24 protein-coding genes are annotated in these 23,751 nt (G+C 71.7%); 20 read left to right on the top strand and 4 right to left on the bottom strand.

The genetic code is table 11. The features are described 5' to 3' along the window. Positions 1-86 precede the first annotated feature (86 nt). Complete coding sequence (locus tag AOM06_RS12965; RefSeq protein WP_062307300.1) at positions 87-341, top strand: PLDc N-terminal domain-containing protein; 255 nt, start codon at positions 87-89, stop codon at positions 339-341. Positions 342-385: 44 nt separating this feature from the next. Then, entirely contained in the window at positions 386-781 is a 396-nt protein-coding gene (locus AOM06_RS12960; RefSeq protein ID WP_062307295.1) for a YccF domain-containing protein, read from the top strand. Here the strand turns inward: AOM06_RS12960 and AOM06_RS12955 are convergent. Together AOM06_RS12955 and AOM06_RS15205 are read right to left on the bottom strand one after the other, a co-directional pair. After that, a complete protein-coding gene (locus AOM06_RS12955; protein WP_156163707.1) occupies positions 778-3,477 on the bottom strand; it encodes a DEAD/DEAH box helicase in 2,700 nt (899 codons plus the stop codon). The genes AOM06_RS12960 and AOM06_RS12955 overlap by 4 nt on opposite strands. Further along, positions 3,398-4,966 (bottom strand): hypothetical protein, encoded by a 1,569-nt coding sequence (locus AOM06_RS15205; RefSeq protein WP_156163706.1) that lies wholly within the window; start codon positions 4,964-4,966, stop codon positions 3,398-3,400. The genes AOM06_RS12955 and AOM06_RS15205 overlap by 80 nt, the downstream gene beginning before the upstream one ends. 18 nt (positions 4,967-4,984) lie before the next feature. Between AOM06_RS15205 and AOM06_RS14845 the strand changes: the two genes are divergently transcribed. Genes AOM06_RS14845 through AOM06_RS12910 form a run of 10 tightly spaced genes read left to right on the top strand, consistent with a single transcriptional unit; the run spans position 4,985 to position 14,681 of the window. Further along, complete coding sequence (locus AOM06_RS14845; RefSeq protein WP_156163705.1) at positions 4,985-5,764, top strand: tetratricopeptide repeat protein; 780 nt, start codon at positions 4,985-4,987, stop codon at positions 5,762-5,764. After that, a complete protein-coding gene (locus AOM06_RS12945) occupies positions 5,761-6,762 on the top strand; it encodes an HAD-IIA family hydrolase (RefSeq protein WP_062307275.1) in 1,002 nt (333 codons plus the stop codon). The genes AOM06_RS14845 and AOM06_RS12945 overlap by 4 nt, the downstream gene beginning before the upstream one ends. An 11-nt stretch (positions 6,763-6,773) precedes the next feature. Further along, positions 6,774-6,947 (top strand): hypothetical protein, encoded by a 174-nt coding sequence (locus AOM06_RS14840; protein WP_156163704.1) that lies wholly within the window; start codon positions 6,774-6,776, stop codon positions 6,945-6,947. Positions 6,948-6,949: 2 nt separating this feature from the next. Beyond that, a complete protein-coding gene (locus AOM06_RS12940; RefSeq protein WP_082105574.1) occupies positions 6,950-7,771 on the top strand; it encodes a TlyA family RNA methyltransferase in 822 nt (273 codons plus the stop codon). Continuing rightward, positions 7,768-8,634, top strand: a complete 867-nt coding sequence (locus AOM06_RS12935; protein WP_062307264.1) for an NAD kinase — start codon at positions 7,768-7,770, stop codon at positions 8,632-8,634. Before AOM06_RS12940 ends, AOM06_RS12935 begins: the two co-directional genes overlap by 4 nt. After that, a complete protein-coding gene (gene recN / locus AOM06_RS12930; RefSeq protein WP_062307259.1) occupies positions 8,635-10,317 on the top strand; it encodes a DNA repair protein RecN in 1,683 nt (560 codons plus the stop codon). 5 nt (positions 10,318-10,322) lie between these two features. Then, the gene (gene steA, locus AOM06_RS12925; RefSeq protein WP_062307252.1) at positions 10,323-11,453 is read left to right on the top strand and encodes a putative cytokinetic ring protein SteA; all 1,131 of its coding nucleotides are present in this window, start codon (positions 10,323-10,325) and stop codon (positions 11,451-11,453) included. After that, the gene (locus AOM06_RS12920) at positions 11,450-12,328 is read left to right on the top strand and encodes a copper transporter (protein WP_062307246.1); all 879 of its coding nucleotides are present in this window, start codon (positions 11,450-11,452) and stop codon (positions 12,326-12,328) included. Before steA ends, AOM06_RS12920 begins: the two co-directional genes overlap by 4 nt. A gap of 38 nt (positions 12,329-12,366) precedes the next feature. Further along, positions 12,367-14,055 (top strand): CTP synthase, encoded by a 1,689-nt coding sequence (gene pyrG / locus AOM06_RS12915; RefSeq protein WP_062307241.1) that lies wholly within the window; start codon positions 12,367-12,369, stop codon positions 14,053-14,055. Next, positions 14,055-14,681 (top strand): NUDIX domain-containing protein, encoded by a 627-nt coding sequence (locus AOM06_RS12910; RefSeq protein ID WP_062307236.1) that lies wholly within the window; start codon positions 14,055-14,057, stop codon positions 14,679-14,681. Before pyrG ends, AOM06_RS12910 begins: the two co-directional genes overlap by 1 nt. A 142-nt stretch (positions 14,682-14,823) precedes the next feature. Here AOM06_RS12910 and ilvA read toward each other — a convergent pair whose 3' ends face one another. Further along, complete coding sequence (gene ilvA / locus AOM06_RS12905) at positions 14,824-16,059, bottom strand: threonine ammonia-lyase (protein WP_062307231.1); 1,236 nt, start codon at positions 16,057-16,059, stop codon at positions 14,824-14,826. Continuing rightward, complete coding sequence (locus AOM06_RS12900; RefSeq protein ID WP_082105573.1) at positions 16,056-17,006, bottom strand: COX15/CtaA family protein; 951 nt, start codon at positions 17,004-17,006, stop codon at positions 16,056-16,058. The genes ilvA and AOM06_RS12900 overlap by 4 nt, the downstream gene beginning before the upstream one ends. A gap of 238 nt (positions 17,007-17,244) precedes the next feature. Here AOM06_RS12900 and AOM06_RS12895 point away from each other — a divergent pair, with 238 nt between their 5' ends. The 8 genes from AOM06_RS12895 to AOM06_RS12860 are packed head-to-tail and all read left to right on the top strand — an operon-like array spanning position 17,245 to position 23,689. After that, complete coding sequence (locus tag AOM06_RS12895) at positions 17,245-17,895, top strand: helix-turn-helix transcriptional regulator (RefSeq protein ID WP_062307226.1); 651 nt, start codon at positions 17,245-17,247, stop codon at positions 17,893-17,895. After that, a complete protein-coding gene (sufB, locus tag AOM06_RS12890) occupies positions 17,892-19,325 on the top strand; it encodes a Fe-S cluster assembly protein SufB (RefSeq protein WP_439644742.1) in 1,434 nt (477 codons plus the stop codon). The genes AOM06_RS12895 and sufB overlap by 4 nt, the downstream gene beginning before the upstream one ends. Further along, positions 19,322-20,509 (top strand): Fe-S cluster assembly protein SufD, encoded by a 1,188-nt coding sequence (sufD, locus tag AOM06_RS12885; protein ID WP_062307216.1) that lies wholly within the window; start codon positions 19,322-19,324, stop codon positions 20,507-20,509. Before sufB ends, sufD begins: the two co-directional genes overlap by 4 nt. Further along, complete coding sequence (locus AOM06_RS12880) at positions 20,502-20,858, top strand: non-heme iron oxygenase ferredoxin subunit (RefSeq protein ID WP_062307212.1); 357 nt, start codon at positions 20,502-20,504, stop codon at positions 20,856-20,858. The genes sufD and AOM06_RS12880 overlap by 8 nt, the downstream gene beginning before the upstream one ends. Beyond that, positions 20,855-21,610 (top strand): Fe-S cluster assembly ATPase SufC, encoded by a 756-nt coding sequence (gene sufC / locus AOM06_RS12875; protein WP_062307207.1) that lies wholly within the window; start codon positions 20,855-20,857, stop codon positions 21,608-21,610. Before AOM06_RS12880 ends, sufC begins: the two co-directional genes overlap by 4 nt. A gap of 2 nt (positions 21,611-21,612) precedes the next feature. Continuing rightward, positions 21,613-22,884, top strand: a complete 1,272-nt coding sequence (locus AOM06_RS12870) for an aminotransferase class V-fold PLP-dependent enzyme (RefSeq protein ID WP_062307200.1) — start codon at positions 21,613-21,615, stop codon at positions 22,882-22,884. Next, a complete protein-coding gene (gene sufU, locus AOM06_RS12865; protein ID WP_062307194.1) occupies positions 22,881-23,363 on the top strand; it encodes a Fe-S cluster assembly sulfur transfer protein SufU in 483 nt (160 codons plus the stop codon). Before AOM06_RS12870 ends, sufU begins: the two co-directional genes overlap by 4 nt. Continuing rightward, the gene (locus tag AOM06_RS12860; protein ID WP_062307189.1) at positions 23,360-23,689 is read left to right on the top strand and encodes a metal-sulfur cluster assembly factor; all 330 of its coding nucleotides are present in this window, start codon (positions 23,360-23,362) and stop codon (positions 23,687-23,689) included. The genes sufU and AOM06_RS12860 overlap by 4 nt, the downstream gene beginning before the upstream one ends. Positions 23,690-23,751: the final 62 nt, after the last annotated feature.

Raw genomic sequence — 23,751 nt, 5'->3', positions numbered from 1 at the left:
CCCCAGGTAGAATCTGGCTGCGTTGACCTTTAGGCTCGGGCGGGCGCTTTGCCGCAAGGGCCACGTCAGTCGAGAGGAGCCACCGCGTGATCGATGGAGCCGATGCGATCCTGCCCGCCGGCTACGACCTCCTGTGGGGCGTGGGAGCTCTGGTCTCGCTCGCACTGTTCGTCGCCGCCTTGTTGGCCTGGTGGCGGGCACCGGCGTCGGGCGCCATGTCCCAGCTGCTCTGGTTCGCGGTGATCCTCTGCCTCCCGGTGCTCGGACCGATCATCTACCTTGCGAGTGAGGGCTCTCGGCCTGGCTCGAGCGTTCCCGGCGAGTCACGCCGGCACGGTTGACACCTGCCCTGGGCCGACGCCGCAGGATGGACATACGCTGAGGTATGCGCACCATCCTCAACATCATCTGGTTCTTCTTCGCGGGGATCGGTCTGTGGTTCTCCTACATGCTCGTAGGACTCCTCGCCTGTCTCACCATCATCGGCATCCCGGCGGGCATCGCCTGCTTCCGGATCGGCAACTACGCCGTGTGGCCGTTCGGAAGAGAGGTGGTCGCGGATCCGAGTGCCGGCGGCTGGTCTCTCCTGGGAAACATCCTCTGGATCCCGTTCGGCGTGATCCTGTCCATCGCGCACGTGATCACCGCGTTCACCCTCGCGATCACCATCATCGGTATCCCGCTCGCCTGGGCGAACCTCAAGCTGATCCCGGTGTCGATGATGCCGATGGGGAAGGTCATCATCGACTCGCGGCGTGGACGCGCCTCCGCGATCGCCTAGGAGTCGCCCACCGCGAGCAGCTCCAGCACCACCCCGCCGGCCTCGTCGCTCGCGTCGAGATCGACTGCGGCGACGATCGCCCAGTCGTGATCGCCCGCGGGGTCGTCGATCACCTGGCGCACGATCCACGTGCCTGCCGGCGCCGCATCGTGCCCCGCCGCGGCGAGGGCCGCGCGTCCGCGTCCGTCCTCGCCGCTCGCCCCCGCCTCGACGATGGTGAGCAGCGCGGCCGAGCGGGCGTTCGGGCCGATGCCCACGGCATCGTCCCCGTGCAGGTCGAACAGCGGGTCGAGTGCGTCCTCCCAGGCAGCGGCATTCCAGCCGGCAGCGCCGTCGAGGGCGCCCAGCGCGGCGTAGTCCTCGCGCGCGGCGAGCTCGATGCGACGGAACATCGCGTTGCGGATGAGGCGGCGGAGCACTCGCGGATTGCCGCTGAGCGGCCGTACGGGGCCGCGGACGGTCCCGGTCGTGTCCGGCGCGGCGGGATCCGCGTCGTCGAGCAGCGCGTCCGGGTTCGCGAGGCGCTCCCACTCGTCGAGGAGCGACGAGTCGGTCGAGCGCACCACCTCTCCCAGCCAGTCGGTGATCTCGGCGACCTCGTCCGTGCGGTGGTCCTCCGGCACGGTCTGGCGCATCGCCCGGTACGCCTCCGCGAGGTAGCGCAGCGCGATGCCCTCGGTGCGCTCGAGCCCGTAGGTCGAGACCAGCTCGCCGAAGGTCATCGCCTTCTCCAGCATGTCGCGGACCACCGACTTGGGGGAGAGCTCCGCGCCCATGATCCACGGGTTGGAGGTGCGGTACATCGCGAACGCAGGCTCGAGGAGCTCCGCGAGGGGCCTCGGCCAGGTGACGTCCTCGAGCGCGTCCAGCCGCTCCTCGTAGTCGAGACCCTCCGCCTTCATCGCCGCGACCGCCTCACCGCGAGCCCTGAACTGCTGCGCGACCAGCAGCTGGCGTGGATCCGACAGAGTCGCCTCGATCACCGAGACGACATCGAGCGCGTGATCCGGCGACTCGACGTTGAGGAGGTCCATCGCGGCGAGCGCGAAGGGGGACAGCGGCTGGTTGAGCGCGAAGTTCCGGGGCACATCCACCGTGAGCCGCGCCGACGGGCGCGCCCCTCGCGGATGCGACGGGTCGGGGACGCGGACATGCTCGACCACCCCGGCCTTGCGCAACGACCAGTAGATGCGGAGCGCCTGCCGGGCATGAGCCGACCGCTGCGCGGGCGTCTCGTGGACCGCGGCGAGCAGGTCCCGCATCGCGACCACCGGGTCCTGGGGCTCCCGGCCGCTGCGTGCATCGTCCCTGCCCCGCGCGAGGATGTTGAGGACCATCGCATGGGTGACCGCGAAGCTCGAGGTGAGCGGCTCCGGGTCGGCGTAGCGGAGACGCTCGAAGGTCGCGTCCGTCCAGTTCACGTGACCCTGCGGCGCCTTCTTCCGCACGATCTTGCGCTGCTTCTTGACGTCGTCGCCGGCCTTGAGGAGCGCCTTTCGGTTCTCGATCACGTGATCCGGGGCCATCACCAGGCACACGCCCTCGGTGTCGTAGCCGGCGCGTCCGGCGCGACCCGCGATCTGGTGGAACTCACGTGCGGTGAGGTGACGCATGCGCTCGCCGTCGTACTTCACCAGCGAGGTGAACAGCACCGTGCGGATGGGGACGTTGATGCCGACGCCGAGGGTGTCGGTGCCGCAGACCACCTTGAGCAGGCCCTGCTGCGTGAGACGCTCGACGATGCGTCGGTACTTGGGCAGCATGCCCGCGTGGTGCACGCCTACTCCCGCACGCAGGAAGCGGCTCAGCGTCTTGCCGAAGCCCGTGCCGAAGCGCACGCCGTCCAGGGCCGCGGCGATCGCGTCGCGCTCCGACCGGGTCGCGACGTTCATGCTGAGCAGCGACTGCGCACGCTCGACCGCGTCCTTCTGGGTGAAGTGGACGATGTACACGGGTGCCCGGCCGGTCTGCACGACCCGCTCGACCACCTCGGGGAGCGGCTCCAGCATGTACTCGAACGTCAGCGGCACGGGTCGGTGGGCGCTCGTCACCTGCGCGACCGCGCGCTCGGAGCGCCGCTCGAGGTCGGCGACGAGCCAGTCTGTGTCCCCGAGCGTCGCCGACATCAGGACGAACTGCGTGTGCGGCAGCTCGAGCAGCGGCACCTGCCACGCCCAGCCTCGTTGGGGGTCGGAGTAGAAGTGGAACTCGTCCATGACCACGAGCGCGGCGTCCGTCGCCGTGCCGTCGCGGAGCGCGAGGTTGGCGAGGATCTCGGCGGTGCAGCAGATGATCGGTGCATCCGCGTTGACCGCGCTGTCCCCGGTCATCATGCCGACGTTCTCGGAGCCGAACATCTCGATGAGCGCGAAGAACTTCTCCGAGACGAGCGCCTTGAGCGGGGCCGTGTAGAAGGTACGGCCACCGGTCCCCGCACGATGCGCGGCCAAGGCGGCGAAGTGGGCGCCGGCGGCGACGAGGGATTTCCCGGAGCCGGTCGGGGTCGCAAGGATGACATGCGAGCCCGAGACGAGCTCGATCAGCGCTTCTTCCTGGTGCGTGTACAATGGAAGGTCGCGGTCCGCCGCCCACGAGGCGAATGCCTCGTAGAGCGCATCAGGATCGGGAACAGCGCCGGGCGCCGTCTCCGGAAGGCGGGCGAGCAGGGACGTGTCGGTGGAAGTCATCGCCGCCATTGTCCCGTGTCTTGTCCGCTCGGGACGCCGCGACCACGCATAAGAGAGACTTATTCGGGACGTACTCACCCGGTTCTTCGCGCCCAGGCGCGCAAGAATGGCGGGAGCGTCCGCACAACTGGACAGGAGCATCATGAACGACAGGGACGAGCGCGACGAGCGCCGCGCGAGCTACGACTCGCGCCCCGGCATCAACCCCCGGAAGCAGTCTGGCGGTGACCGTCCCCGTCGCGAGGGTGACCGTCAGGACCGTCCGCGTCGTGACGGCGACCGTCCGCAGCGCTCCTACGACGACCGTCCGCGCCGCAGCTTCGACGGTGACCGTGGTCCGCGTCGTGACGATGACCGTCCTCGCCGCAGCTTCGATGGCGACCGTCAGGACCGTCCGCGCCGCTCGTACGACAACGATCGTCCGCGTCGTGACGATGACCGTCCCCGTCGTTCCTTCGATGGCGACCGTCAGGACCGTCCTCGTCGTTCGTACGACAACGATCGTCCCCGCCGCGACGGCGACCGTCCGCAGCGCCGTTTCGACGGCGACCGTCCGTCGCGCCCCGCGAACTCGGACCGCCCTCGTCGCAACTTCAACGACGACCGCGGCCCGCGCCGTGACTTCGACGGTGACCGTCCGCGCCGTTCTTTCGACGGCGACCGCGGACCCCGTGAGTCGTACGACAACGACCGTCCGCGTCGCTCCTACGACGGCCGGGACGACCGTCCCCGTCGTTCCTTCGATGGCGACCGTGGTCCGCGTCGCGATGGTAACCGTCCGCAGCGCTCGTACGACGACCGTCCCCGTCGCTCGTTCGACGGCGATCGTCAGGACCGTCCGCGTCGTTCGTTCGACAACGACCGTCCGCGCCGTGACGATGACCGTCCCCGTCGTTCCTTCGACGGTGACCGTGGCCCGCGTCGCGATGGTGACCGTCCGCAGCGTTCGTACGACGACCGTCCGCGCCGTTCCTTCGATGGCGATCGTCAGGACCGTCCGCGTCGTTCGTTCGACAACGACCGTCCGCGCCGTGACGATGACCGTCCCCGTCGTTCCTTCGACGGTGACCGTGGTCCGCGTCGCGATGGCGACCGCCCGCAGCGCTCGTACGACGACCGTCCGCGTCGCTCGTTCGACGGTGACCGTGGTCCGCGTCGCGATGGTGACCGTCCGCAGCGCTCGTACGACGACCGTCCCCGTCGTTCCTTCGACGGTGACCGTGGTCCGCGTCGCGATGGTGACCGTCCGCAGCGTTCCTACGACGACCGCCCGCGTCGCTCGTTCGACGGTGACCGTGGTCCGCGTCGCGATGGTGATCGTCCGCAGCGTTCCTACGACGACCGTCCGCGTCGCTCGTTCGACGGTGACCGCGATCGGGACCGCGCCCCGCGCGGCTCCGGCCGACCCGGCGCGCGTCCTGACCGCGGCGGTCGCGAGCGTCCCGAGTCCGAGGAGCGCACGGCACGCGTCGCCGGTGTCCCGCTCACCAAGTCGCACATCGTCGAGGCGCCCGAGGTGCCCGAGGAGATCGAGTACGGCCAGCTCGACCGCGCGGTGCGCGCGCGCCTGCGCACGCTGAGCAAGGACAACGCGGAGGACGTGGGCCGTCACCTCATCATGGCGGGCAACCTCGTCGACATCGATCCCGAGCTCGCCTACCGGCACGCCCAGGTGGCGCTCCAGCGCGGCGGCCGCGTCGACGTGGTCCGCGAGGCCGCGGCGCTCACGGCGTACGCGACGGGCCGGTACGCGGAGGCGCTGCGCGAGCTCCGCACCGTGCGCCGCCTCGGCGGCTCGATCGAGCACCTCCCGCTGATGGCGGACTGCGAGCGCGGCCTCGGGCGCCCCGAGCGTGCCCTCGCGATCGCCGATGAGCCCGACGCGAAGCTGCTCCCGCACGACTCGGCCGTCGAGATGCAGATCGTCATCGCCGGAGCGCGCCTCGACATGGGCGACCCGGAGGCCGCCCTGCTGGTGCTCACGCGCATCGAGACCAAGAACCAGGAGCTCCAGGTCCGCGCGGACGAGGCGCGCGTCGCCGTGCTCCGCACCCTCGGCCGCGACGCGGAGGCGGACGAGCTCGAGGCCGCGCTGCCCGAGCCCGTCGAGGAGGAGGCGGAGGAGGACATCGTGCTGTACGACACCGCCGAGCTTCCCGAGCCGGAGCCCGAGCCGTCGGACGACGAGGACGAGGACGCCGACGACGAGGATCTCGCGTACGACGACGAGGACGACCTCCACGAGGTCGCCGAGGACGAGGTCGCCGAGGACCAGGCAGGCGAGGACAAGGCATGACGGTCGGCCTGCTCGGCACCGAGGCGGCGCTCCAGGACACGTTCGACGTCGCGCTCGTCGACCTCGACGGCGTCGCGTACAAGGGCCCGCACGCGATCCCCTCGGCGCCCCCGGCCCTAGCGGCCGCGCGCTCCGCCGGCATGGGCGTCGTGTTCGTCACGAACAACGCGTCGCGCGAGCCGGAGACCGTCGCGGAGCACCTCGCCGAGGTCGGCATCCCATGCGACGCCGCCGAGGTCATGACCGCCGCGCAGGCGGGAGCCGAGCTCCTCGCCGAGCACGTGCCCGCGGGCCAGAAGGTCCTGGTCGTGGGCGGCGCGGGCCTCTACACCGCGGTGCACGCGAAGGGCTTCGTCATCGTCGACTCGGCGGAGGAGCACCCGGCGGCGGTCATCCAGGGCTTCGCCCCGAACCTGGGGTGGAAGGAGCTCGCCGAGGCGACCTATGCGATCAACGCCGGCGCGCGCTACTTCGCGACGAACCTCGACCTCACGCTGCCCACCGAGCGCGGGTTCGCGCCGGGCAACGGGTCGCTCGTGGGCGTGGTCCGCACCGCGACCGGGGTGGATCCGCTCGCTGCCGGCAAGCCCGAGCCCGCGATGCTGCACCTGGCCGCGCGCAAGGCCGGGTCGGCCCGCCCTCTGATGATCGGCGACCGCCTCGACACCGACCTCAAGGGCGCTCGCGCGGCAGAGGTGCCCGGGCTGCTGGTGCTCACCGGAGTCTCGACCGCGCGCGACGCGGTGCTGGCGGTCCCGGGGGAGCGTCCCTCGTTCATCGGCGAGGACCTCTCGACGCTCGCCGACGCGCACCCCGAGCCGCAGCTTGCGGAGCAGTGGTGGCACGTGGGCCAGGCGCGTGCGCGGGTCACGGACGGGCACCTCACCGTCGACGGCGGCAGCCGCATCGACCGCGTTCGCGCGGCGTGCGCGGCGTCGTGGGCGGCCGTGGACGCGGGTGAGCGTCTCGATGTCGACACGCTCCCTCACTTCGGTTAGCCTCCTGACCCATGGCTGACCTCAACAACACCCGCGACTTCAAGGGACAGCTCGAGTACCCGGCCGAGGTGCGCGAGGCTCTCAAGGCCGTCACCGAGCTCCCGGAGGACCTCGAGCAGCAGGCCGAGTTCTTCGACAAGGTGCAGGAGGCGCTCTCGACGCGCCTTCGCGACGAGTCGCGCTGAGCATGCGGCTGGACCGCGCGCTCGTCGCGCGCGGGCTGGTCTCGTCGCGCACCCGCGCGCAGGAGCTGATCGCCGCCGGTGCGGTGACTGTCGACGGAGCGGCCGCCGCCAAGGCGTCCCTCGACGTGGGCGACGACGCGCGTCTCGAGGTCGCGGGCGATGACGGCTACGTCTCGCGCGCGGCCCACAAGCTCATCGGCGCGCTCGAGGCGTGCCCCGAGATCGCTGTCGAGGGACGCACCTGCCTCGACGTCGGCGCGTCGACGGGCGGGTTCACGCAGGTGCTGCTCGAGCGCGGGGCCGCGCGTGTCCACGCGATCGACGTCGGCCACGACCAGCTCGCGGAGGCCATCGCCGCGGACCCGCGCGTGCGCGCACGCGAAGGGCTCAACGCGCGCGAGATCGTGCCCGCCGACCTTGGCGGGGACGCGCCGGACCTGGTGGTCGCAGACGTCTCCTTCATCTCGCTGACGCTGCTCATCGCGCCGCTCACGCGCGTGATCGCGGACGATGCGGACGTGCTGCTCATGGTCAAGCCGCAGTTCGAGGTGGGGCGCGAGAGGCTCGGCCGCGGCGGCGTCGTGACCGACCTCCACGATCGCGCCAGCGCCGTGATGTCGGTGGCCTCGGCCATGATGGGCGCCGGGCTCGACGTGCACCGCATCGCGCGCTCGACGCTCCCGGGGCCCCGCGGCAACGTGGAGTTCTTCGTGTGGGCCTCTCGCGCGTGGCAGGCTGGTGGCGGCGCCGGTCGCAGGCCGGACGCGTTGACGGAAGCCCAGGTCAGGGCCGCGATCCAGGAGGAGACGGGAGGAGCACCATGACCCGCAGGATCCTGCTCGTGGTGCACCCGCATCGTCCCGAGGCGCAGGAGGCCGCGAGCCTTGCCGCGGCCGCGCTCGAGGCCGAGGGCATCGTGACGTGCACCGACTTCGAGGCGGGCGTCGACGCGCCGGTCGAGGCCGCTCTCGTCCTGGGCGGTGACGGCACCATCCTTCACGCGGCGGACATGACGCGAGGCACGGGGATCCCGCTGCTCGGCGTCAACCTGGGGCACGTCGGCTTCCTCGCGGAGCTCGAGCGGGACGACGTCGCGCACGCCGCCCGCCGGCTCGCGGCGGGGGAGTACGAGATCGAGGAGCGCGGCACGCTCGACGTGCTGGTCACGCTGCCCGACGGGCGCCGGACGCAGGGCTGGGCGCTCAACGACGTCACGGTCGAGCGCGCGAACCTCCGGACGACCATCGAGGTCGCGCTCGACATCGACGATCGGCCGCTGTCGACCTTCGGCTGCGACGGCGTTGTCGTGGCGTCGGCGACCGGCTCGACCGCGCATGCGTTCAGCGCCGGCGGGCCCATCCTGTGGCCGGATGTCGACGCGCTGCTCGTGGTCCCGCTCGCGGCGCACGCGCTGTTCTCGCGACCGCTCGTGGTGGGGCCGCGATCGGAGGTCAGGATCGAGATCCTGGACCGCTCGGCGAGCGACGGGCAGGTGGTCCTCGACGGTGCCCGCGCGATCGACGTGGAGCGCGGCAGCAGGATCGAGGTGCGACGCGGCGCGCGGGCTGTGCGGCTCGCACGCATGTCCGATGCGCCCTTCAGCGAGCGCCTGGTGCAGAAGTTTGCCCTCCCGGTCGACGGATTCCGCGGCGAGCGCCCCATCTCCGACACGGGCGCGGGGATCTGAATGCTCCACGAGCTCGCGATCGAGAACCTGGGCGTGATCGAGTCCGCACGCGTCGACCTGGGCCCCGGGCTCACCTGCGTGACCGGCGAGACGGGCGCGGGCAAGACCATGGTGCTCACGGGGCTCGGGCTCATCATGGGCTCGAAGTCGGTGCGCGCGACCGTCCGCACGGGGGCCGATGCCGCGGTGGCGGAGGCCGTGGTCGACGTCGCGCCCGGATCGTGGCCGGCGGAGCGGCTCGAGGAGGCCGGCGCGGCCTTCGACGACGACGGCACCGTGATCGTGAGCCGGAGCGTGGGGGCGACCACGCGCTCGCGCACGGTCATCGGCGGGCGAGCGGTCCCGCAGTCGGTGCTGGCCGAGGTCGCCGTGCACTGGGTCACGGTCCACGGGCAGAGCGACCAGGCGCGGCTGCGCTCGTCGGCGGAGCAGCGCGCGATCCTCGACGGCTACGCCGACCACGGCGTGCTGCTCGAGCGCTACCAGGGCGCGTGGTGGGCCTGGCGGCAGGCCCAGGACGAGCTCGAACGCATGGAGTCCGGTGCCGAGCTCGCGCGCCTCGAGGCCGCACGCATGCGCGACGACCTCGAGGCCATCGACGCCGTGGTGCCTGAGGCGGGGGAGGACGCCCGCCTCAAGGCCGAGGCCGAGGTGCTCGAGAACTCCGAGGCGGTCCGGACCGGCGTGGCCGGCGCCATGGCGGCGATCGACGGCGACGCGGAGCTCACGCTCGTGGTCGCCGCCGACGCGGCGCGCCGCGCGCTCGCCGACGCCGCGCGCCACGATCCCGCTCTCGAGGAGCTCGAGAAGAGGCTCGGTGACGTCGCGTACGCGGCCGCGGACATCGGCCACGAGCTCGCGTCGTACCTGGACCGCATGGAGGCGGATCCCGCGCGGCTCGATCAGATCCAGCAGCGCCGTGCGGAGCTGAGCGCGCTCATGCGCCGCATCGGCGCCGACCTCGACGGCGTGCTCGCGTATCGGGAGCGCGCGGCGGCGGCGGTGCTCGAGGACGACACGTGGGACCAGACGCTCGCGGCACGCCGGGAGGCCGTCGATCAGGCGGCGTCCGCGGTCGAGGCACTCGCGGAGGACCTCACGGCGAGCCGGAGGGAGGCGGCCGCGCGCCTCGCCGCGGACGTCGACGCCGAGCTCGCGGGTCTCGCCATGCCGGACGCGAGCTTCGCGGTCGAGGTCGCGCGCGCCGAGCTCCGTCATTCCGGTGCGGACGAGGTCTCGATGACGCTCGCCTCGCACCCCGGCGCGCCGCATCGTCCCGTCGCGGAGGCCGCCTCGGGCGGCGAGCTCTCGCGCATCATGCTCGCCATCGAGGTCTCCCTCGCCCGCCACGCGGCGGCACCCGGGCACACGTTCGTGTTCGACGAGGTCGACGCCGGCGTGGGCGGCAAGGCGGCGATCGCGATCGGCCGGCGGCTCGCGGAGCTCGCGCGCACCCATCAGGTGCTCGTCGTGACGCACCTCGCGCAGGTCGCCGCGCACGCCGACAGGCACATCGTGGTGGCCAAGGCCTCCGACGGTGCGGTGACGCGATCCCAGGTCCACCAGGTCGACGGAGAGGCCCGCGTGGAGGAGCTCGCGAGGCTCCTCTCGGGCCATGAGGACTCGAAGACCGCACTCGCCCACGCACGTGAGCTGCTGGAGGCCTCGCGCGTGGCACCATAGCCGCCATGACCGCCGCCGCCACCCTCATCTCGGGCCCCGCCCGCGTCGACTCCTCGCCCCGTGCGCTCGCGCGCCGGCTCCAGCCGGGTGACGTGGCCATCGTGGATGCGCTCGACCTGGACAAGGGTGCGGCGGCCGCGCTCGCGGAGCGGCGGCCGGTCGCCGTGGTGAACGCGCAGTCCTGCATCTCGGGACGGCTCCCGACCACCGGCGCGCTCGTGCTGCTCGAGGCGGGGATCCCCGTGGTCGAGTCCGCGGGCCCGGCGGCGCTCGCGATCCGCGACGGCGCCGCGGTCACCGTCGAGGGCGGCACGATCTCCGCGGGCGGCGGATCCTCGCTCGAGGGCACGCGGCTGACGCTCGAGACCGTGACCGCGCGCGTGCGCGCGGCCGACGAGGACCTGCACGTCCATGTCGCCTCCTTCACCGCGACGGCGCTCGACCTGCTCGATCAGGATGCCGACCTGCTGCTCGACGGGATCGGGCTGCCCGAGCTGCGGCTGCCCATCGAGGGTCGCCCCGTCGTGGTGGTGACGTCGCGCTTCACCGGCTCCGACGAGGTGCTGGCGCGTTTCGCGCGGGAGCGCCGGCCGATCGTCATCGGCGTCGGCGAGGGGGCCGATGCGGCGCGTGCCGCGGGGCTCAACCCGCGCATCGTCCTGGGCGACGTCGACGGCGTGAGCGAGGACGCGCTGCGGCGCGCCTCGCAGGTGGTGGTGCACGACGGCGAGGGCCGGGACGCGGGCCGCGCCCGCGCGCTCGCGATCGGCCTCACGCACGACTGGTGCGAGGCCGGGCTGGCGAGCGAGGACGTCGCGCTGCTCGCCGCTCACGCGGCCGGCGCATCCGTGGTGATCCTCGCCGGCGCGCGCGAGGGCCTGCTCGAGTACGTCTCCGACCGCTCCACCGCGGGCGCGGGCGCGCTGCTGTCGCGCCTGGTCGCGAGCGGTTCGGTGGTGGACGCCAGCGTGCTCGGGGCGGTGTACCGCCACCGCTACAGCGCGGTGATGTCGTGGGGCGCCTTCGGGCTCGCGCTCGGCGCGCTGCTGCTCGCGGCGTGGGGCACGGCCGAGGGGCACGATGCGATCGAGTCGGCGTGGACCTGGCTCGCGGACACGCTCGGCGGCGGCCGATGAGCGACGGCCGTACCAGGCTCGTCTCCGCCGCGGCCGGGGTCGCGGTGCTGGCGGTGGGCGTGGTGCTGGGCTCCGGGCCGCTGCGTGCGGCCCTGCTCGGGCAGACGGGCGACAGGATCGACGCGCTCGAGGCCGATCTGGTGCTGGCCCAGGAGGAGGTCACGGCGGCGGACGCCCGTGCCGCCGCCGCGGTCGACTACGTGGACGCGACGGCGCCGACGCTGCTGATCGACCTGCTCCCCGGCACCGCCGTGGTGCTCGTCTCCGCTCCGGGCGCGCCGGCCGAGGCGCGCGACGCCGTGGCCGCGCGGCTCCCGCTCGCCGGCGCCGACCGTGCCGGAAGCGTGAGCCTGGGGGACGCCTGGCAGGACTCTCGCACCAGCGAGTTCCGCTCGGCTCTCGCGGAGCAGGTCGCGCCGTCGCTCGTGGGCGTGGAGGCGGCCAGCGCCGAGGTGCTGCTCGCTCACGCCTTCGTCCAGGGCGCGACCTCCGCAGCGCCCACCGGCGCCGACCGCAGCGCCGTCGCCGCCGCCGGCACCGACCGCGGCGCGGTGCTGTGGGACCTGCTGGCCCAGGCCGATCTCGCCGAGGGCGACCCCGCCGATTCCGCCGATGCGGTGGTGATCATCGCGGGGGACCGGGATGCGACCGCGGCGATCGTGGAGGCCTTCGCGGCCTACGACGCGCCCGTGACGGTGGTCGGTGCGCCCGCGGCGCTCGGCGCGGAGACCAGGCGCGATGATGTCGCGACGGTCGCATCGTCCGAGTGGACCGTGGGTTCGGTCACGGCCGTCGCGACCATCGCGGAGACGCTCCAGGGAGCTCGTCCGCACTACGCGGACGGAGAGGTCCCGGGACTTCTCGGCGTTTCCTGAGCCGCGGCGGTCCGATTCGGCTGTTAGAGTTGAAGCCCGTGGAGCGAACGCGATTCTCGTCCGGCACGGACCATGTCACCCGTCACATCTTCGTCACCGGAGGGGTGGTGTCCTCCCTCGGGAAGGGCTTGACGGCCTCCTCTCTCGGACGGCTTCTCCGCTCGCGCGGCCTGCGCGTGACGATGCAGAAGTTGGACCCCTACCTCAACGTGGACCCGGGGACGATGAACCCCTTCCAGCACGGTGAGGTCTTCGTCACCGACGACGGCGCCGAGACCGACCTCGACATCGGTCACTACGAGCGCTTCCTCGACGTCGAGCTGTCCGCCGCGTCGAACGTCACCACCGGCCAGGTGTACTCGCAGGTGATCGCCAAGGAGCGTCGCGGCGAGTACCTGGGCGACACCGTCCAGGTGATCCCGCACATCACCGACGAGATCAAGCGCCGCATGCGCCAGCAGGCCGGCCCCTCGGTGGACGTCATCATCACCGAGATCGGCGGCACGGTCGGCGACATCGAGTCGCAGCCGTTCCTCGAGGCCGCGCGCCAGGTCCGCCACGACGTGGGCCGCGACAACGTGTTCTTCCTGCACGTCTCGCTGGTGCCGTACATCGGCCCCTCCGGAGAGCAGAAGACCAAGCCCACGCAGCACTCCGTCGCCGCGCTGCGCTCGATCGGCATCCAGCCCGACGCGCTCGTGCTGCGCTCCGACCGCGAGGTGCCCACGTCGGTCAAGAACAAGGTCGCGCTCATGTGCGACGTGGAGCCCGGCGCCGTGGTCAACGCGATCGACGCCCCGAGCATCTACGACATCCCGAAGGTGCTCCACGCCGAGGGCCTCGACGCCTACGTGGTGCGCCGCCTCGACCTGCCGTTCCACGACGTCGAGTGGGGCGCCTGGAACGACGTCCTCAAGCGCGTGCACAAGCCCGCCAAGGATGTCGAGATCGCACTCGTCGGCAAGTACATCGACCTTCCTGACGCCTACCTGTCCGTGAGCGAGGCGCTGCGCGCGGGTGGCTTCCACCACAACGCGAAGGTGCGCATCCGCTGGGTCGCGTCGGACCGCTGCCAGACCCCGCAGGGCGCCCAGGAGGCGCTGGGCGGTGTCGACGGCGTGCTGGTGCCGGGCGGCTTCGGCGTGCGCGGCGTCGACGGGAAGATCGGCGCGCTGCGCTGGGCCCGCGAGAACAAGGTGCCCACGCTGGGCATCTGCCTCGGCATGCAGACCATGGTGATGGAGTACGCGCGCAACATCCTCGGCCTCGAGGGCGCGTCGAGCTCGGAGTTCGACCCCGAGACCCCGCACCCCGTGGTCGCGACGATGGAGGAGCAGCTCCACATCGTCGAGGGCAAGGGCGACCTGGGCGGCACGATGCGCCTGGGCGAGTACCAGGCCGTCCTCAAGGAGGGCTCGGTGACGGCCGCCACGTACGGCAAGACCACCGTGGGCGAGCGTCACCGCCACCGCTACGAGGTCAACAACGCGTACCGCGCGCAGCTTGAGGAGGCCGGCCTGGTGGTCTCGGGCGAGAGCCCCGACCGCTCGCTCGTCGAGTTCGTCGAGCTCCCGGCCGACGTGCACCCGTACTACGTCGCCACGCAGGCGCACCCCGAGTTCCTGTCGCGCCCGACCAAGGCGCACCCGCTGTTCGCGGGCCTCATCGGTGCCGCCATCGACCGCCAGGAGGCCGCGACGGCGCCTGCGGACGCCGCCACCGTCTGATGATCGCCGACGTTCCGGGCGCACGGCCCGTGCGCGAGAGCGCCCTGTCCTTCGCGGGCAAGGTGTGGGACGTGCGCTCGGACGTCGTCGATCTGGGGGAGTCGGGCGTCGTGACGCGCGACTACATCCACCACACGGGCGCCGTCGCGGTGATGGCGCTCAATGAGGCCGGAGAGGTCTTCCTGGTCCGCCAGTACCGCCACGCGGTGCGCGCGGAGACCTGGGAGCCGCCTGCCGGCCTCCTCGACGTGGCGGCCGAGCCGCCCGTGGACGCCGCCGCGCGCGAGCTCTACGAGGAGGCCGACCTCCGCGCCGGGCGCTGGGACACGCTCGTCGACTTCATGACCTCGCCCGGAGGGTCCTCCGAGGGGATCCGGATCTTCCTCGCGCGCGACATCACCGTGGTGCCCGACGCGGAGCGTCACGCGCGGCACGAGGAGGAGCGGGACATGGAGGGACGCTGGGTCCCTCTGTCCGATGTGCTCGACTCGATCTGGGCCGGCGAGGTGCAGAGCCCGACCATCGTCGCCGGCGCCCTCGCACTCGACGCGGCCCGGCGCTCGGGGTGGGAGCTGCTGCGTCCCGCGGACGCGCCGTGGCGTCGGCCGCCTTCGCTGCTCGACTGACCGCTGTCCGCCCGCTGCGGCTCCGCCACACACGGGCTGCCGATTGGGAGCGATGCGAGCCTGCTTCGCGGCGACACGCCGGCGACACGCCGGAAGCTGTGTGGCGGAGGCGAGAATCCGTGTGGCGGAGCCGCGCGAGGGATCAGCCCGCGACGACCTCGGGCTCGTAGCCGGCTTCGCGCAACGCGTCGAGCGTCTCCGCCTGATGGTTCGGGCCGCGCGTCTCGACGCTCACCTGGAGCACCACGTCGTTGAGCGTCAGCCCCAGGTCGTGCCGCGTGTGGAGGACCTCGATCACGTTCGCGCCTACTCCGGCGAGCAGCTCCGACACGCGTGCGAGCTGGCCCGGGCGGTCCGGCAGCGGGATCCGGATGGTCATGTATCGCCCCGAGGCGACCAGGCCGTGGGCGACGATGCGCTGGAGCAGCAGGGGATCGATATTGCCGCCAGAGACGAGGGCGACCGTGGGGCCGGACGGCTCGACGAGCCCCGCGAGGATCGCCGCGATCGGCGCCGCACCCGCGGGCTCGACCACCAGCTTGGTGCGCTCGAGCAGCGTGAGCACGGCGCGCGCGAGCTGGTCCTCCTCGACCGTGACGACCTCGTCGACCAGGTCGCGCACCAGCGGGAAGGTGATCTCGCCCGGTCGTACGACCGCGATCCCGTCCGCGATGGTGCCGCCACGCTCGACGGTCACGGGGCGGCCTGCGGCGAGCGAGGGCGGGAACGCCGCCGTCGCGGCCGCCTGGACGCCGACGATGCGGATGTCGCGCCCCTCCCGCGCAGCGACCGCCTTGGCCGCCACCGCGACGCCCGCGATGAGGCCGCCGCCGCCGATCGGCACCACGAGCGTCTGCGCGTCGGGGACGTCCGCGAGGATCTCGAGGCCGATCGTCCCCTGACCCGCGATCACGTCGGGATGGTCGAACGGGTGGATCAGCACGGCGCCCGTGCGCGCCGCGTGCTCGGCCGCGAGGGCGAGGCACTCCTCGACGGTCGCGCCATCGGTCACCACGGTCGCGCCGTAGCCCTTGGTCGCGAGCAGCTTGGGCACGGGGGCGCCGAGCGGCATGAAGATGGTCGCGTCCACGCCCAGCTGCTGCGCCGCGAACGCGACGCCCTGCGCGTGGTTGCCGGCGGAGGCGGCGACGACGCCGCGCGCACGCTCCTCCGCGCTCAGCCGCGACAGGCGGTAGGTGGCGCCGCGCAGCTTGAACGAGCCGGTGCGCTGGAGGTTCTCGAGCTTGAGGTGGACGGGCGCGCCCAGCAGCTCGGAGAAGTAGGAGGCGTGGTCCACCGGTGTGCGCTGCGCGATGCCCGCGAGGGCGCGGGCCGCGTCCTCGACGCGCGCGAGGGTGACCTCGTCTCCGGTGCTCACGCGAGCGTCTCGCGCTTGTCGAGCAGGAAGAACGCCGAGTGCGCCGCCGTGAGCACCGCGGCTCCCAGCAGGTGAGCGCCGACGATGAGCGCCGGGAGGCCGGTGAAGTACTGGACGTAGCCGATGAGCCCCTGCGCGAGCGTGACGCCCACGAGCACCCAGTACGCGCGGCGAGCCTCGTCACGCTCGCCTGCGCTGTGGTCGCGGCGGATCCGCCAGCCGATCCACGCGAGCAGCGCCACGAAGGCCCACACGGACAGCGCGTGCGCGCGGGCGATGAGCGCCGGGTCGAGCGCGAGGCGCTCGGTCGCCTCGGCATCGCCCGAGTGGGGACCGGCGCCGGTGGTGAGGGCGCCGAGGACGAGCAGCACCACGAGCAGCCCCGAGGAGACCCAGCGCTCGGGGGCAAGGTTGACGCCGATGCGCCCGCGCGCGCCGCGATAGCGCAGCGCGAAGCGGACGGAGTACCAGACGAGGCCGAGGCTCAGCAGCATGTGCGGCGCGACCACGAGCGGGTGGAGCTCCACCAGCACCGTGATGCCGCCGACCACGGCCTGGCCCAGCACGCCGAGCGCGGGCACGAGCCCCCACCACTTGAGGTCGGGGCGCGTGCGACAGACACCGATCGCCATGAGCACCGCCACCACGAGCAGCACGAACGTGAGCGTGCGGTTGCCGAACTCGATGTACGGGTGGACCGAGGTCTCGCCGAAGGCCGTCGGGGTGAACTGTCCCGGCTCGCACTGCGGCCACGTCGAGCAGCCGAGGCCGGATCCGGTGAGGCGGACGGCCCCGCCGGTGACGATGATCCCCGCCTGCGCCGCGATGTTCGCGAGCGTGAGGCCGCGGGTGTGGCGGCCGATGAGGTCGCCGATCGCCGCGGCGATGACGCGCAGGCGGCTCGCGCGGGTGGGGGAGGGGGAGGGATGCTGCTCGGTCGTGCTCACCGGGCAAGTCTAGGTGCGCGCGCAGCGGTGCCGACGCGGGGTGCGCGACGCGTAGGATCGGATGCCCCACGCGGGCACAACGGGACCGCCGCGGGCGTTGAGAACCGTGGGGCGCGGGCGATCCGGGAAGGGTTAGGTCCCCCTTCCTTGCGGCCTTCTTTTTAATGAATCAAAATGTTTCCTAAATGGAGCGCGGCCGCATGGGCGGCCGGCTGTGGACGTGAGGAGAGGTCGCCGCATGCATGTCGACACCACGCGTGACAGGGTGCTGAGCCTCATCGCGACCGCGGGCCCCATCACCGCCGCCGCGCTCGCGACCGAGCTCGGCGTGACCCCCGCGGGCGTCCGCCGCCACCTGTCCGCGCTCGAGGACGAGGGCCACATCGTCGACCACGAGCCGCCGGGCCAGCACGTGCGCGGCCGCGGCCGCCCCGCGCGGTCGTTCGTGGCCACGGGCGAGGGTCAGCGCGCGCTGGCCACCGCGTACCAGGACGTCGCCGTCGACGCGGTCGCCTTCCTGCGCGATGCGGGCGGTCTCGAGGCCTTCGTCGAGTCCAAGGCCAAGGAGCTCGAGGAGGCGGTGTCCGGCGCCGTCGATCCCGACGCCCCCATGGCCACCAAGGTCGAGGAGCTCGCCGCGGCCCTCGGCGAGCGCGGCTTCGCCGCATCTGTCCGTCCCGGGCCGGGCGGTATCACCGTCCAGCTCTGCCAGGGGCACTGCCCCGTCCAGTCCATCGCGGAGAAGACCCCCGAGTGGTGCGAGGCCGAGGCCCGCGCGTTCTCGAGGGTCCTCGACGTGCACGTGCAGCGGCTGTCGACCCTCGCGGGCGGCGCGCATGTCTGCACCACCACGATCCCGCTCACCACCCCCACCCGTAAGGAAGGATGAGCATGAGTGCTCCGACCGAGCCCATGACGCAGGACGAGGCGATCGCCTCGATCGGCAACTACCAGTTCGGATGGCATGACTCCGACGAGGCCGGCGCGATCGCCAAGCGCGGCCTCAACGAGGCCGTCGTCCGCGAGATCTCGGCGCTGAAGAACGAGCCCGAGTGGATGCTCGACCTGCGTCTCAAGGGCCTGAAGCTCTTCGGCAAGAAGCCGCTGCCGAACTGGGGCTCCGACCTCACCGGCATCGACTTCGACAACATCAAGTACTTCGTGCGCTCCACCGAGAAGCAGGCGACCTCGTGGGAGGAGCTGCCGGAGGACATCAAGAACACGTACGACAAGCTCGGCATCCCCGAGGCGGAGAAGCAGCGCCTCGTCGCCGGCGTCGCCGCGCAGTACGAGTCCGAGGTGGTCTACCACCAGATCCGCGAGGACCTCGAGGCCCAGGGCGTGATCTTCCTCGACACCGACACGGCGCTCAAGGAGCACCCGGAGCTGTTCGAGGAGTACTTCGGCACCGTCATCCCCGTGGGCGACAACAAGTTCGCGGCGCTCAACACCGCCGTGTGGTCGGGCGGCTCGTTCGTCTACGTCCCGCCGGGCGTCCACGTCGAGATCCCGCTCCAGGCCTACTTCCGCATCAACACGGAGAACATGGGCCAGTTCGAGCGCACGCTGATCATCGCGGACGAGGGCTCGTACGTGCACTACGTCGAGGGCTGCACCGCGCCGATCTACTCGAGCGACTCGCTGCACTCGGCCGTGGTCGAGATCATCGTGAAGAAGAACGCCCGCGTGCGCTACACGACCATCCAGAACTGGTCGAACAACGTGTACAACCTGGTCACCAAGCGTGCGACCGCGGCCGAGGGCGCCACCATGGAGTGGGTCGACGGCAACATCGGCTCGAAGGTCACCATGAAGTACCCGGCGATCTTCATGCTCGGCGAGCACGCCAAGGGCGAGACGCTGTCCATCGCCTTCGCGGGTGAGGGCCAGCACCAGGACGCGGGCGCCAAGATGGTGCACGCCGCCCCGAACACCTCGTCCTCGATCATCTCGAAGTCCGTCGCCCGTGGCGGCGGCCGCACCTCGTACCGCGGCCTCGTGCAGGTCCTCGAGGGCGCGAAGAACTCCAAGTCGAACGTGCTGTGCGACGCGCTGCTCGTCGACCAGATCAGCCGCTCCGACACCTACCCGTACGTCGACGTCCGCGAGGACGACGTCCACATGGGCCACGAGGCGTCCGTCTCGAAGGTGTCCGAGGACCAGCTGTTCTACCTCATGTCCCGCGGTCTCGAGGAGTCGGAGGCCATGGCGATGATCGTGCGTGGCTTCGTCGAGCCCATCGCGCGCGAGCTCCCCATGGAGTACGCCCTCGAGCTGAACCGCCTCATCGAGCTCCAGATGGAAGGATCCGTCGGTTGACCGTCACCGATCACACCCAGGCCACCGCTGACACTGCGCACTCGCACGGCGTCATCCCCGACAAGTCCCGCGCGGACCGCATCGTCTCCTTCGACGTCGATGCCTTCCCCGTGCCCACGGGACGCGAGGAGAACTGGCGGTTCTCGCCGGTGCGCGACCTCAAGACCCTGTTCGCCGACGAGGCCGCCGAGAGCCACCTCGAGTGGGCCACGAGCGAGCTCCCCGCCGGCGTGACCCTCACCGAGGTCGCGGCGGACGATGCGCAGGCTCGCACCGTGCGCGCGCCCGGCGACCGCGCCTCGGCCGTCGCGGTCAAGCACGCTGGCGGCGCCATGGCGCTCACCGTCGCGGCGAACACCGTGGTCGAGGAGCCCATCACGATCGACCTCACGGGCGTCGGCGGCGAGGTCCGCGGGCACCTGCTCGTGGAGCTCGGCCAGAGCGCCGAGGCGACCGTGGTGATCCGTCGGACCGGCACGGCCCACTACTCGGAGCTCGTGTCCGTGGACCTCCAGGACAACGCGGGCCTCAACCTCGTGCTGCTCCAGCAGTGGGACGAGGACGCGATCCACGCCGGCGAGGTCGTCGCCCGCCTGGGCCGCGACTCGCGCCTGCGCGGCACGGTCGTGACGCTCGGCGGCAAGGTCGTGCGCCTCAACACCTCGGCCGCGTTCGCGGGCGAGGGAGCGAGCGTCGACCTGTTCGGGCTCTACTTCGCGGACTCGGGTCAGCACCAGGAGCACCAGCTCTTCGTCGACCACGCGGTTCCCAAGTGCACGTCGCGCGTGACCTACAAGGGTGCGCTGGCCGGCAAGACCGCCCACTCCGTGTGGATCGGCGACGTCCTCATCCGTGCCGCGGCCGAGGGCACCGACACCTACGAGCTCAACCGCAACCTGGTCCTCACGGACGGCGCGCGCGCGGACTCGGTGCCGAACCTCGAGATCGAGACCGGCGAGATCGAGGGCGCGGGCCACGCGTCCGCCACCGGCCGCTTCGACGAGGAGCAGATGTTCTACCTGCGCTCGCGCGGCATCTCGGAGGAGCAGGCCCGCAAGCTCGTGGTCCGCGGCTTCTTCGCCGACCTCATCCACGAGATCGGTGTGCCGGCGGTCGAGGAGTCCCTCATGCGCCAGATCGACCTCGAGATCGCGCACGTCGAGGAGGAGCTCGGCGATGAGTGAGCAGCTCGCGTGCATGGTGGGTGACCTGAAGCCGGGTTCCGCCATGCTCGCCGAGCTCACGCTCGCGAACGGCGCCGATGTCCCCGTCGCCATCGTGCGCACGGACGACGGCGACTTCTACGCGATCGACGACATCTGCACGCATGGCGAGGTGTCGCTGTCCGACGGCGACGTCGAAGGCTGCTTCGTCGAGTGCTGGGGCCACGGCTCCCGCTTCGACGTCCGCACCGGCGAGCCGGACGAGCTTCCCGCCATCACCCCCGTCAAGACCTACCCCGTCCGCGTCGACGGCGAGCATGTGCTCGTCGACGTGGACGCACCCAAGAATTCTCAGAAGGAGAACGCATGAGCACCCTGGAGATCCGCAACCTCCACGTCACCGTCGAGACCCCCGAGGGCACCAAGGAGATCCTCAAGGGCGTCGACCTGACCATCAACTCGGGCGAGACGCACGCCATCATGGGCCCCAACGGCTCGGGCAAGTCGACGCTGGCCTACTCGATCGCCGGCCACCCCAAGTACGAGATCACCGAGGGCACCGTGACGCTCGACGGCGAGGACGTCCTCGAGATGTCGGTCGACGAGCGCGCCAAGGCCGGGCTCTTCCTCGCGATGCAGTACCCGGTCGAGGTCCCCGGCGTCTCGGTGTCGAACTTCCTGCGCACCGCCAAGACCGCGATCGACGGCGAGGCCCCCAAGCTCCGCACGTGGGTCAAGGACGTCAAGGTCGCCATGGAGAACCTCCGCATGGACCCCGCGTTCGGTGAGCGCGGCGTCAACGAGGGCTTCTCGGGCGGTGAGAAGAAGCGCCACGAGATCCTCCAGATGGAGCTGCTCCAGCCCAAGATCTCGATCCTCGACGAGACCGACTCGGGCCTCGACGTCGACGCGCTGCGCATCGTCTCCGAGGGCGTCAACCGCGCCAAGGACAACACGGGCCTGGGCGTCATGCTCATCACGCACTACACGCGCATCCTCCGCTACATCAAGCCGGACTACGTGCACGTGTTCGTCAACGGCCGCGTGGCCGAGGAGGGCGGCCCCGAGCTCGCCGAGCGTCTCGAGGCCGAGGGCTACGACCGCTACCTGGCGGACGCCTGAGCATGCTCCCCGATCTGCGCGACGACTTCCCGCTCCTCGCCCGCACGGTGAGGAACGGGAGGTCGCTCGTGTACCTCGACTCGGGTGCGACCGCGCAGAAGCCGCGCGCCGTGCTCGAGGCCGAGGACGCCTTCTACCGTGAGCACAACGGCGCGGTCGCACGCGGCGCGCACATCCTCGCGGAGGAGGCGACCGAGGCGTTCGAGTCCGCGCGCGCGGACGTCGCCGAGCTGATCGGCGCGTCCAGCGACGAGGTCGTGTGGACCTCCGGCGCCACGGCGGCGATCAACCTCGTGGCGAACGGCATGCTGCAGGCGTCGCTGGGCGCCGGCGGCGCCGAGGCCGAGCGCTTCCGCCTGGGCCCCGGTGACCGCATCGTGGTCACCGAGCTCGAGCACCACGCGAACCTCATCCCGTGGCAGCAGCTCGCCGCCCGCACGGGCGCCGAGCTCGCCTGGATCCCCGTGGACGATGCGGGAGGCCTGCGGTACGACGAGGTCGAGGCGGTCATCACGCCCGCGACGCGCGTGGTGGCGTTCAGCCACGCGAGCAACGTCACGGGTGCCGTCACGGACGTCGAGGCGATCGTGCATCGTGCCCGCGAGGTGGGCGCGATCACGGTCCTGGACGGCTGCCAGTCGGTGCCGCATCTGCCCGTGAACGTCGCGGAGCTCGGCGTGGACCTCATGGCCTTCTCCGGGCACAAGATGCTCGGGCCCACCGGGATCGGCGCGCTGTGGGGCCGCAAGGAGATCCTCGACGCCCTGCCGCCGTCGCAGTTCGGCGGCAGCGCGATCCGCGTGGTCACCATGGAGAGCACCACGTGGCTCGAGGCGCCGCAGCGCTTCGAGCCCGGCACACAGCCGGTCGCGCAGGCGGTCGGCATGGCGGCAGCGGCGCGCTACCTCATGGACCTGGGGATGGAGAACGTCGCGCGTCACGAGGCTCGCATCGCGCAGATCCTGCGCGAGGGCGCGGTGGAGATGCCCGGTGTTCGCCTGCTCGGAGCGGTGGGTGACCCGGCCGCCATCGACGTCCTCGGCCTCGCGGCCGTGGTGGTCGACGGCGTCCACGCCCACGACGTGGGCCAGGTGCTCGACGACCGCGGCATCACTGTGCGCGTCGGCCACCATTGCGCCCAGCCCCTGCATCGTCGCCTGGGGGTGACGGGCTCCACCCGCGCCTCCGCGCACGTCTACACCACCGAGGACGACGCCCACGCCTTCATCGAGGCGCTGGCGGCCGTCCGCGAGTTCTTCGGAGTTGCTGCATGAGCCTCGAGTCGATGTACCAGCAGGTCATCATGGACCACGCCCGCGAGGGGCACGGTCGCGGCCTGGTCGAGATCGACCTACCGCACCGCGGCGAGTCCCACCAGGTCAACACTACGTGCGGCGACGAGGTCACCCTGCGGGTGGGTGTGGAGGGCGACACCCTCGCGCGCATCGCGTGGGAGGGCCAGGGCTGCTCGATCTCGCAGGCGTCCATCTCGGTGCTCTCGGAGCTGCTCGAGGGCGAGTCCCTCGCGACCGCGGACCAGACGTTCGAGGCGTTCCGCGCGCTCATGCAGTCGAAGGGCGAGCACCTCGACGAGGAGCGCGAGGACCTGCTCGGCGACGCTACCGCCTTCGTGGGGGTGGGCAAGTATCCTGCACGCATCAAGTGCGCGCTGCTGGGCTGGATGGCCCTGCAGGACGCGCTCATCCAGGCCCGCGGCGCATCGTCCGCGGGTGCGGAAGGAGGAACGGCATGACAGAGGAGACCAAGGCGGTCGCCAACGCGGCCGACGTCGAGGAGGCTCTCCGCGACGTCATCGACCCCGAGCTCGGCATCAACGTCGTGGACCTGGGTCTGGTCTACGGCGTGATGCTCGATGAGAACCGCCACGCGGTGATCGACATGACGCTCACGTCCGCGGCGTGCCCGCTGACGGACGTCATCGAGGATCAGGCGGGCCAGGCTCTTGCCGGGCTGGTGGACGGCTTCCGCATCAACTGGGTGTGGATGCCGCCGTGGGGCCCGGACAAGATCACGGACGACGGCCGCGAGCAGCTCCGCGCGCTCGGCTTCAACGTCTGAGACACGGACCACGCGAGAGCCTCCTTCCCCGGCAGCGGGGGAGGAGGCTCTCGGCGTCCCTG

It is taken from the genome of Demequina subtropica, from assembly GCF_000971235.1.
GTDB lineage: Bacteria > Actinomycetota > Actinomycetes > Actinomycetales > Demequinaceae > Demequina > Demequina subtropica.
This window is presented reverse-complemented; position numbering and strand designations above follow the sequence as displayed.

Coding starts and splice junctions, on each gene's coding strand:
- AOM06_RS12960 (WP_062307295.1), top strand. CDS start 386: ATGCGCACCATCCTCAACATCATCTGGTTCTTCTTCGCGGGGATCGGT.
- AOM06_RS12955 (WP_156163707.1), bottom strand. CDS start 3,477: ATGGCGGCGATGACTTCCACCGACACGTCCCTGCTCGCCCGCCTTCCG.
- AOM06_RS12945 (WP_062307275.1), top strand. CDS start 5,761: ATGACGGTCGGCCTGCTCGGCACCGAGGCGGCGCTCCAGGACACGTTC.
- AOM06_RS14840 (WP_156163704.1), top strand. CDS start 6,774: ATGGCTGACCTCAACAACACCCGCGACTTCAAGGGACAGCTCGAGTAC.
- AOM06_RS12940 (WP_082105574.1), top strand. CDS start 6,950: ATGCGGCTGGACCGCGCGCTCGTCGCGCGCGGGCTGGTCTCGTCGCGC.
- AOM06_RS12935 (WP_062307264.1), top strand. CDS start 7,768: ATGACCCGCAGGATCCTGCTCGTGGTGCACCCGCATCGTCCCGAGGCG.
- recN (WP_062307259.1), top strand. CDS start 8,635: ATGCTCCACGAGCTCGCGATCGAGAACCTGGGCGTGATCGAGTCCGCA.
- steA (WP_062307252.1), top strand. CDS start 10,323: ATGACCGCCGCCGCCACCCTCATCTCGGGCCCCGCCCGCGTCGACTCC.
- AOM06_RS12920 (WP_062307246.1), top strand. CDS start 11,450: ATGAGCGACGGCCGTACCAGGCTCGTCTCCGCCGCGGCCGGGGTCGCG.
- AOM06_RS12910 (WP_062307236.1), top strand. CDS start 14,055: ATGATCGCCGACGTTCCGGGCGCACGGCCCGTGCGCGAGAGCGCCCTG.
- AOM06_RS12895 (WP_062307226.1), top strand. CDS start 17,245: ATGCATGTCGACACCACGCGTGACAGGGTGCTGAGCCTCATCGCGACC.
- sufB (WP_439644742.1), top strand. CDS start 17,892: ATGAGCATGAGTGCTCCGACCGAGCCCATGACGCAGGACGAGGCGATC.
- AOM06_RS12880 (WP_062307212.1), top strand. CDS start 20,502: ATGAGTGAGCAGCTCGCGTGCATGGTGGGTGACCTGAAGCCGGGTTCC.
- sufC (WP_062307207.1), top strand. CDS start 20,855: ATGAGCACCCTGGAGATCCGCAACCTCCACGTCACCGTCGAGACCCCC.
- AOM06_RS12870 (WP_062307200.1), top strand. CDS start 21,613: ATGCTCCCCGATCTGCGCGACGACTTCCCGCTCCTCGCCCGCACGGTG.
- sufU (WP_062307194.1), top strand. CDS start 22,881: ATGAGCCTCGAGTCGATGTACCAGCAGGTCATCATGGACCACGCCCGC.
- AOM06_RS12860 (WP_062307189.1), top strand. CDS start 23,360: ATGACAGAGGAGACCAAGGCGGTCGCCAACGCGGCCGACGTCGAGGAG.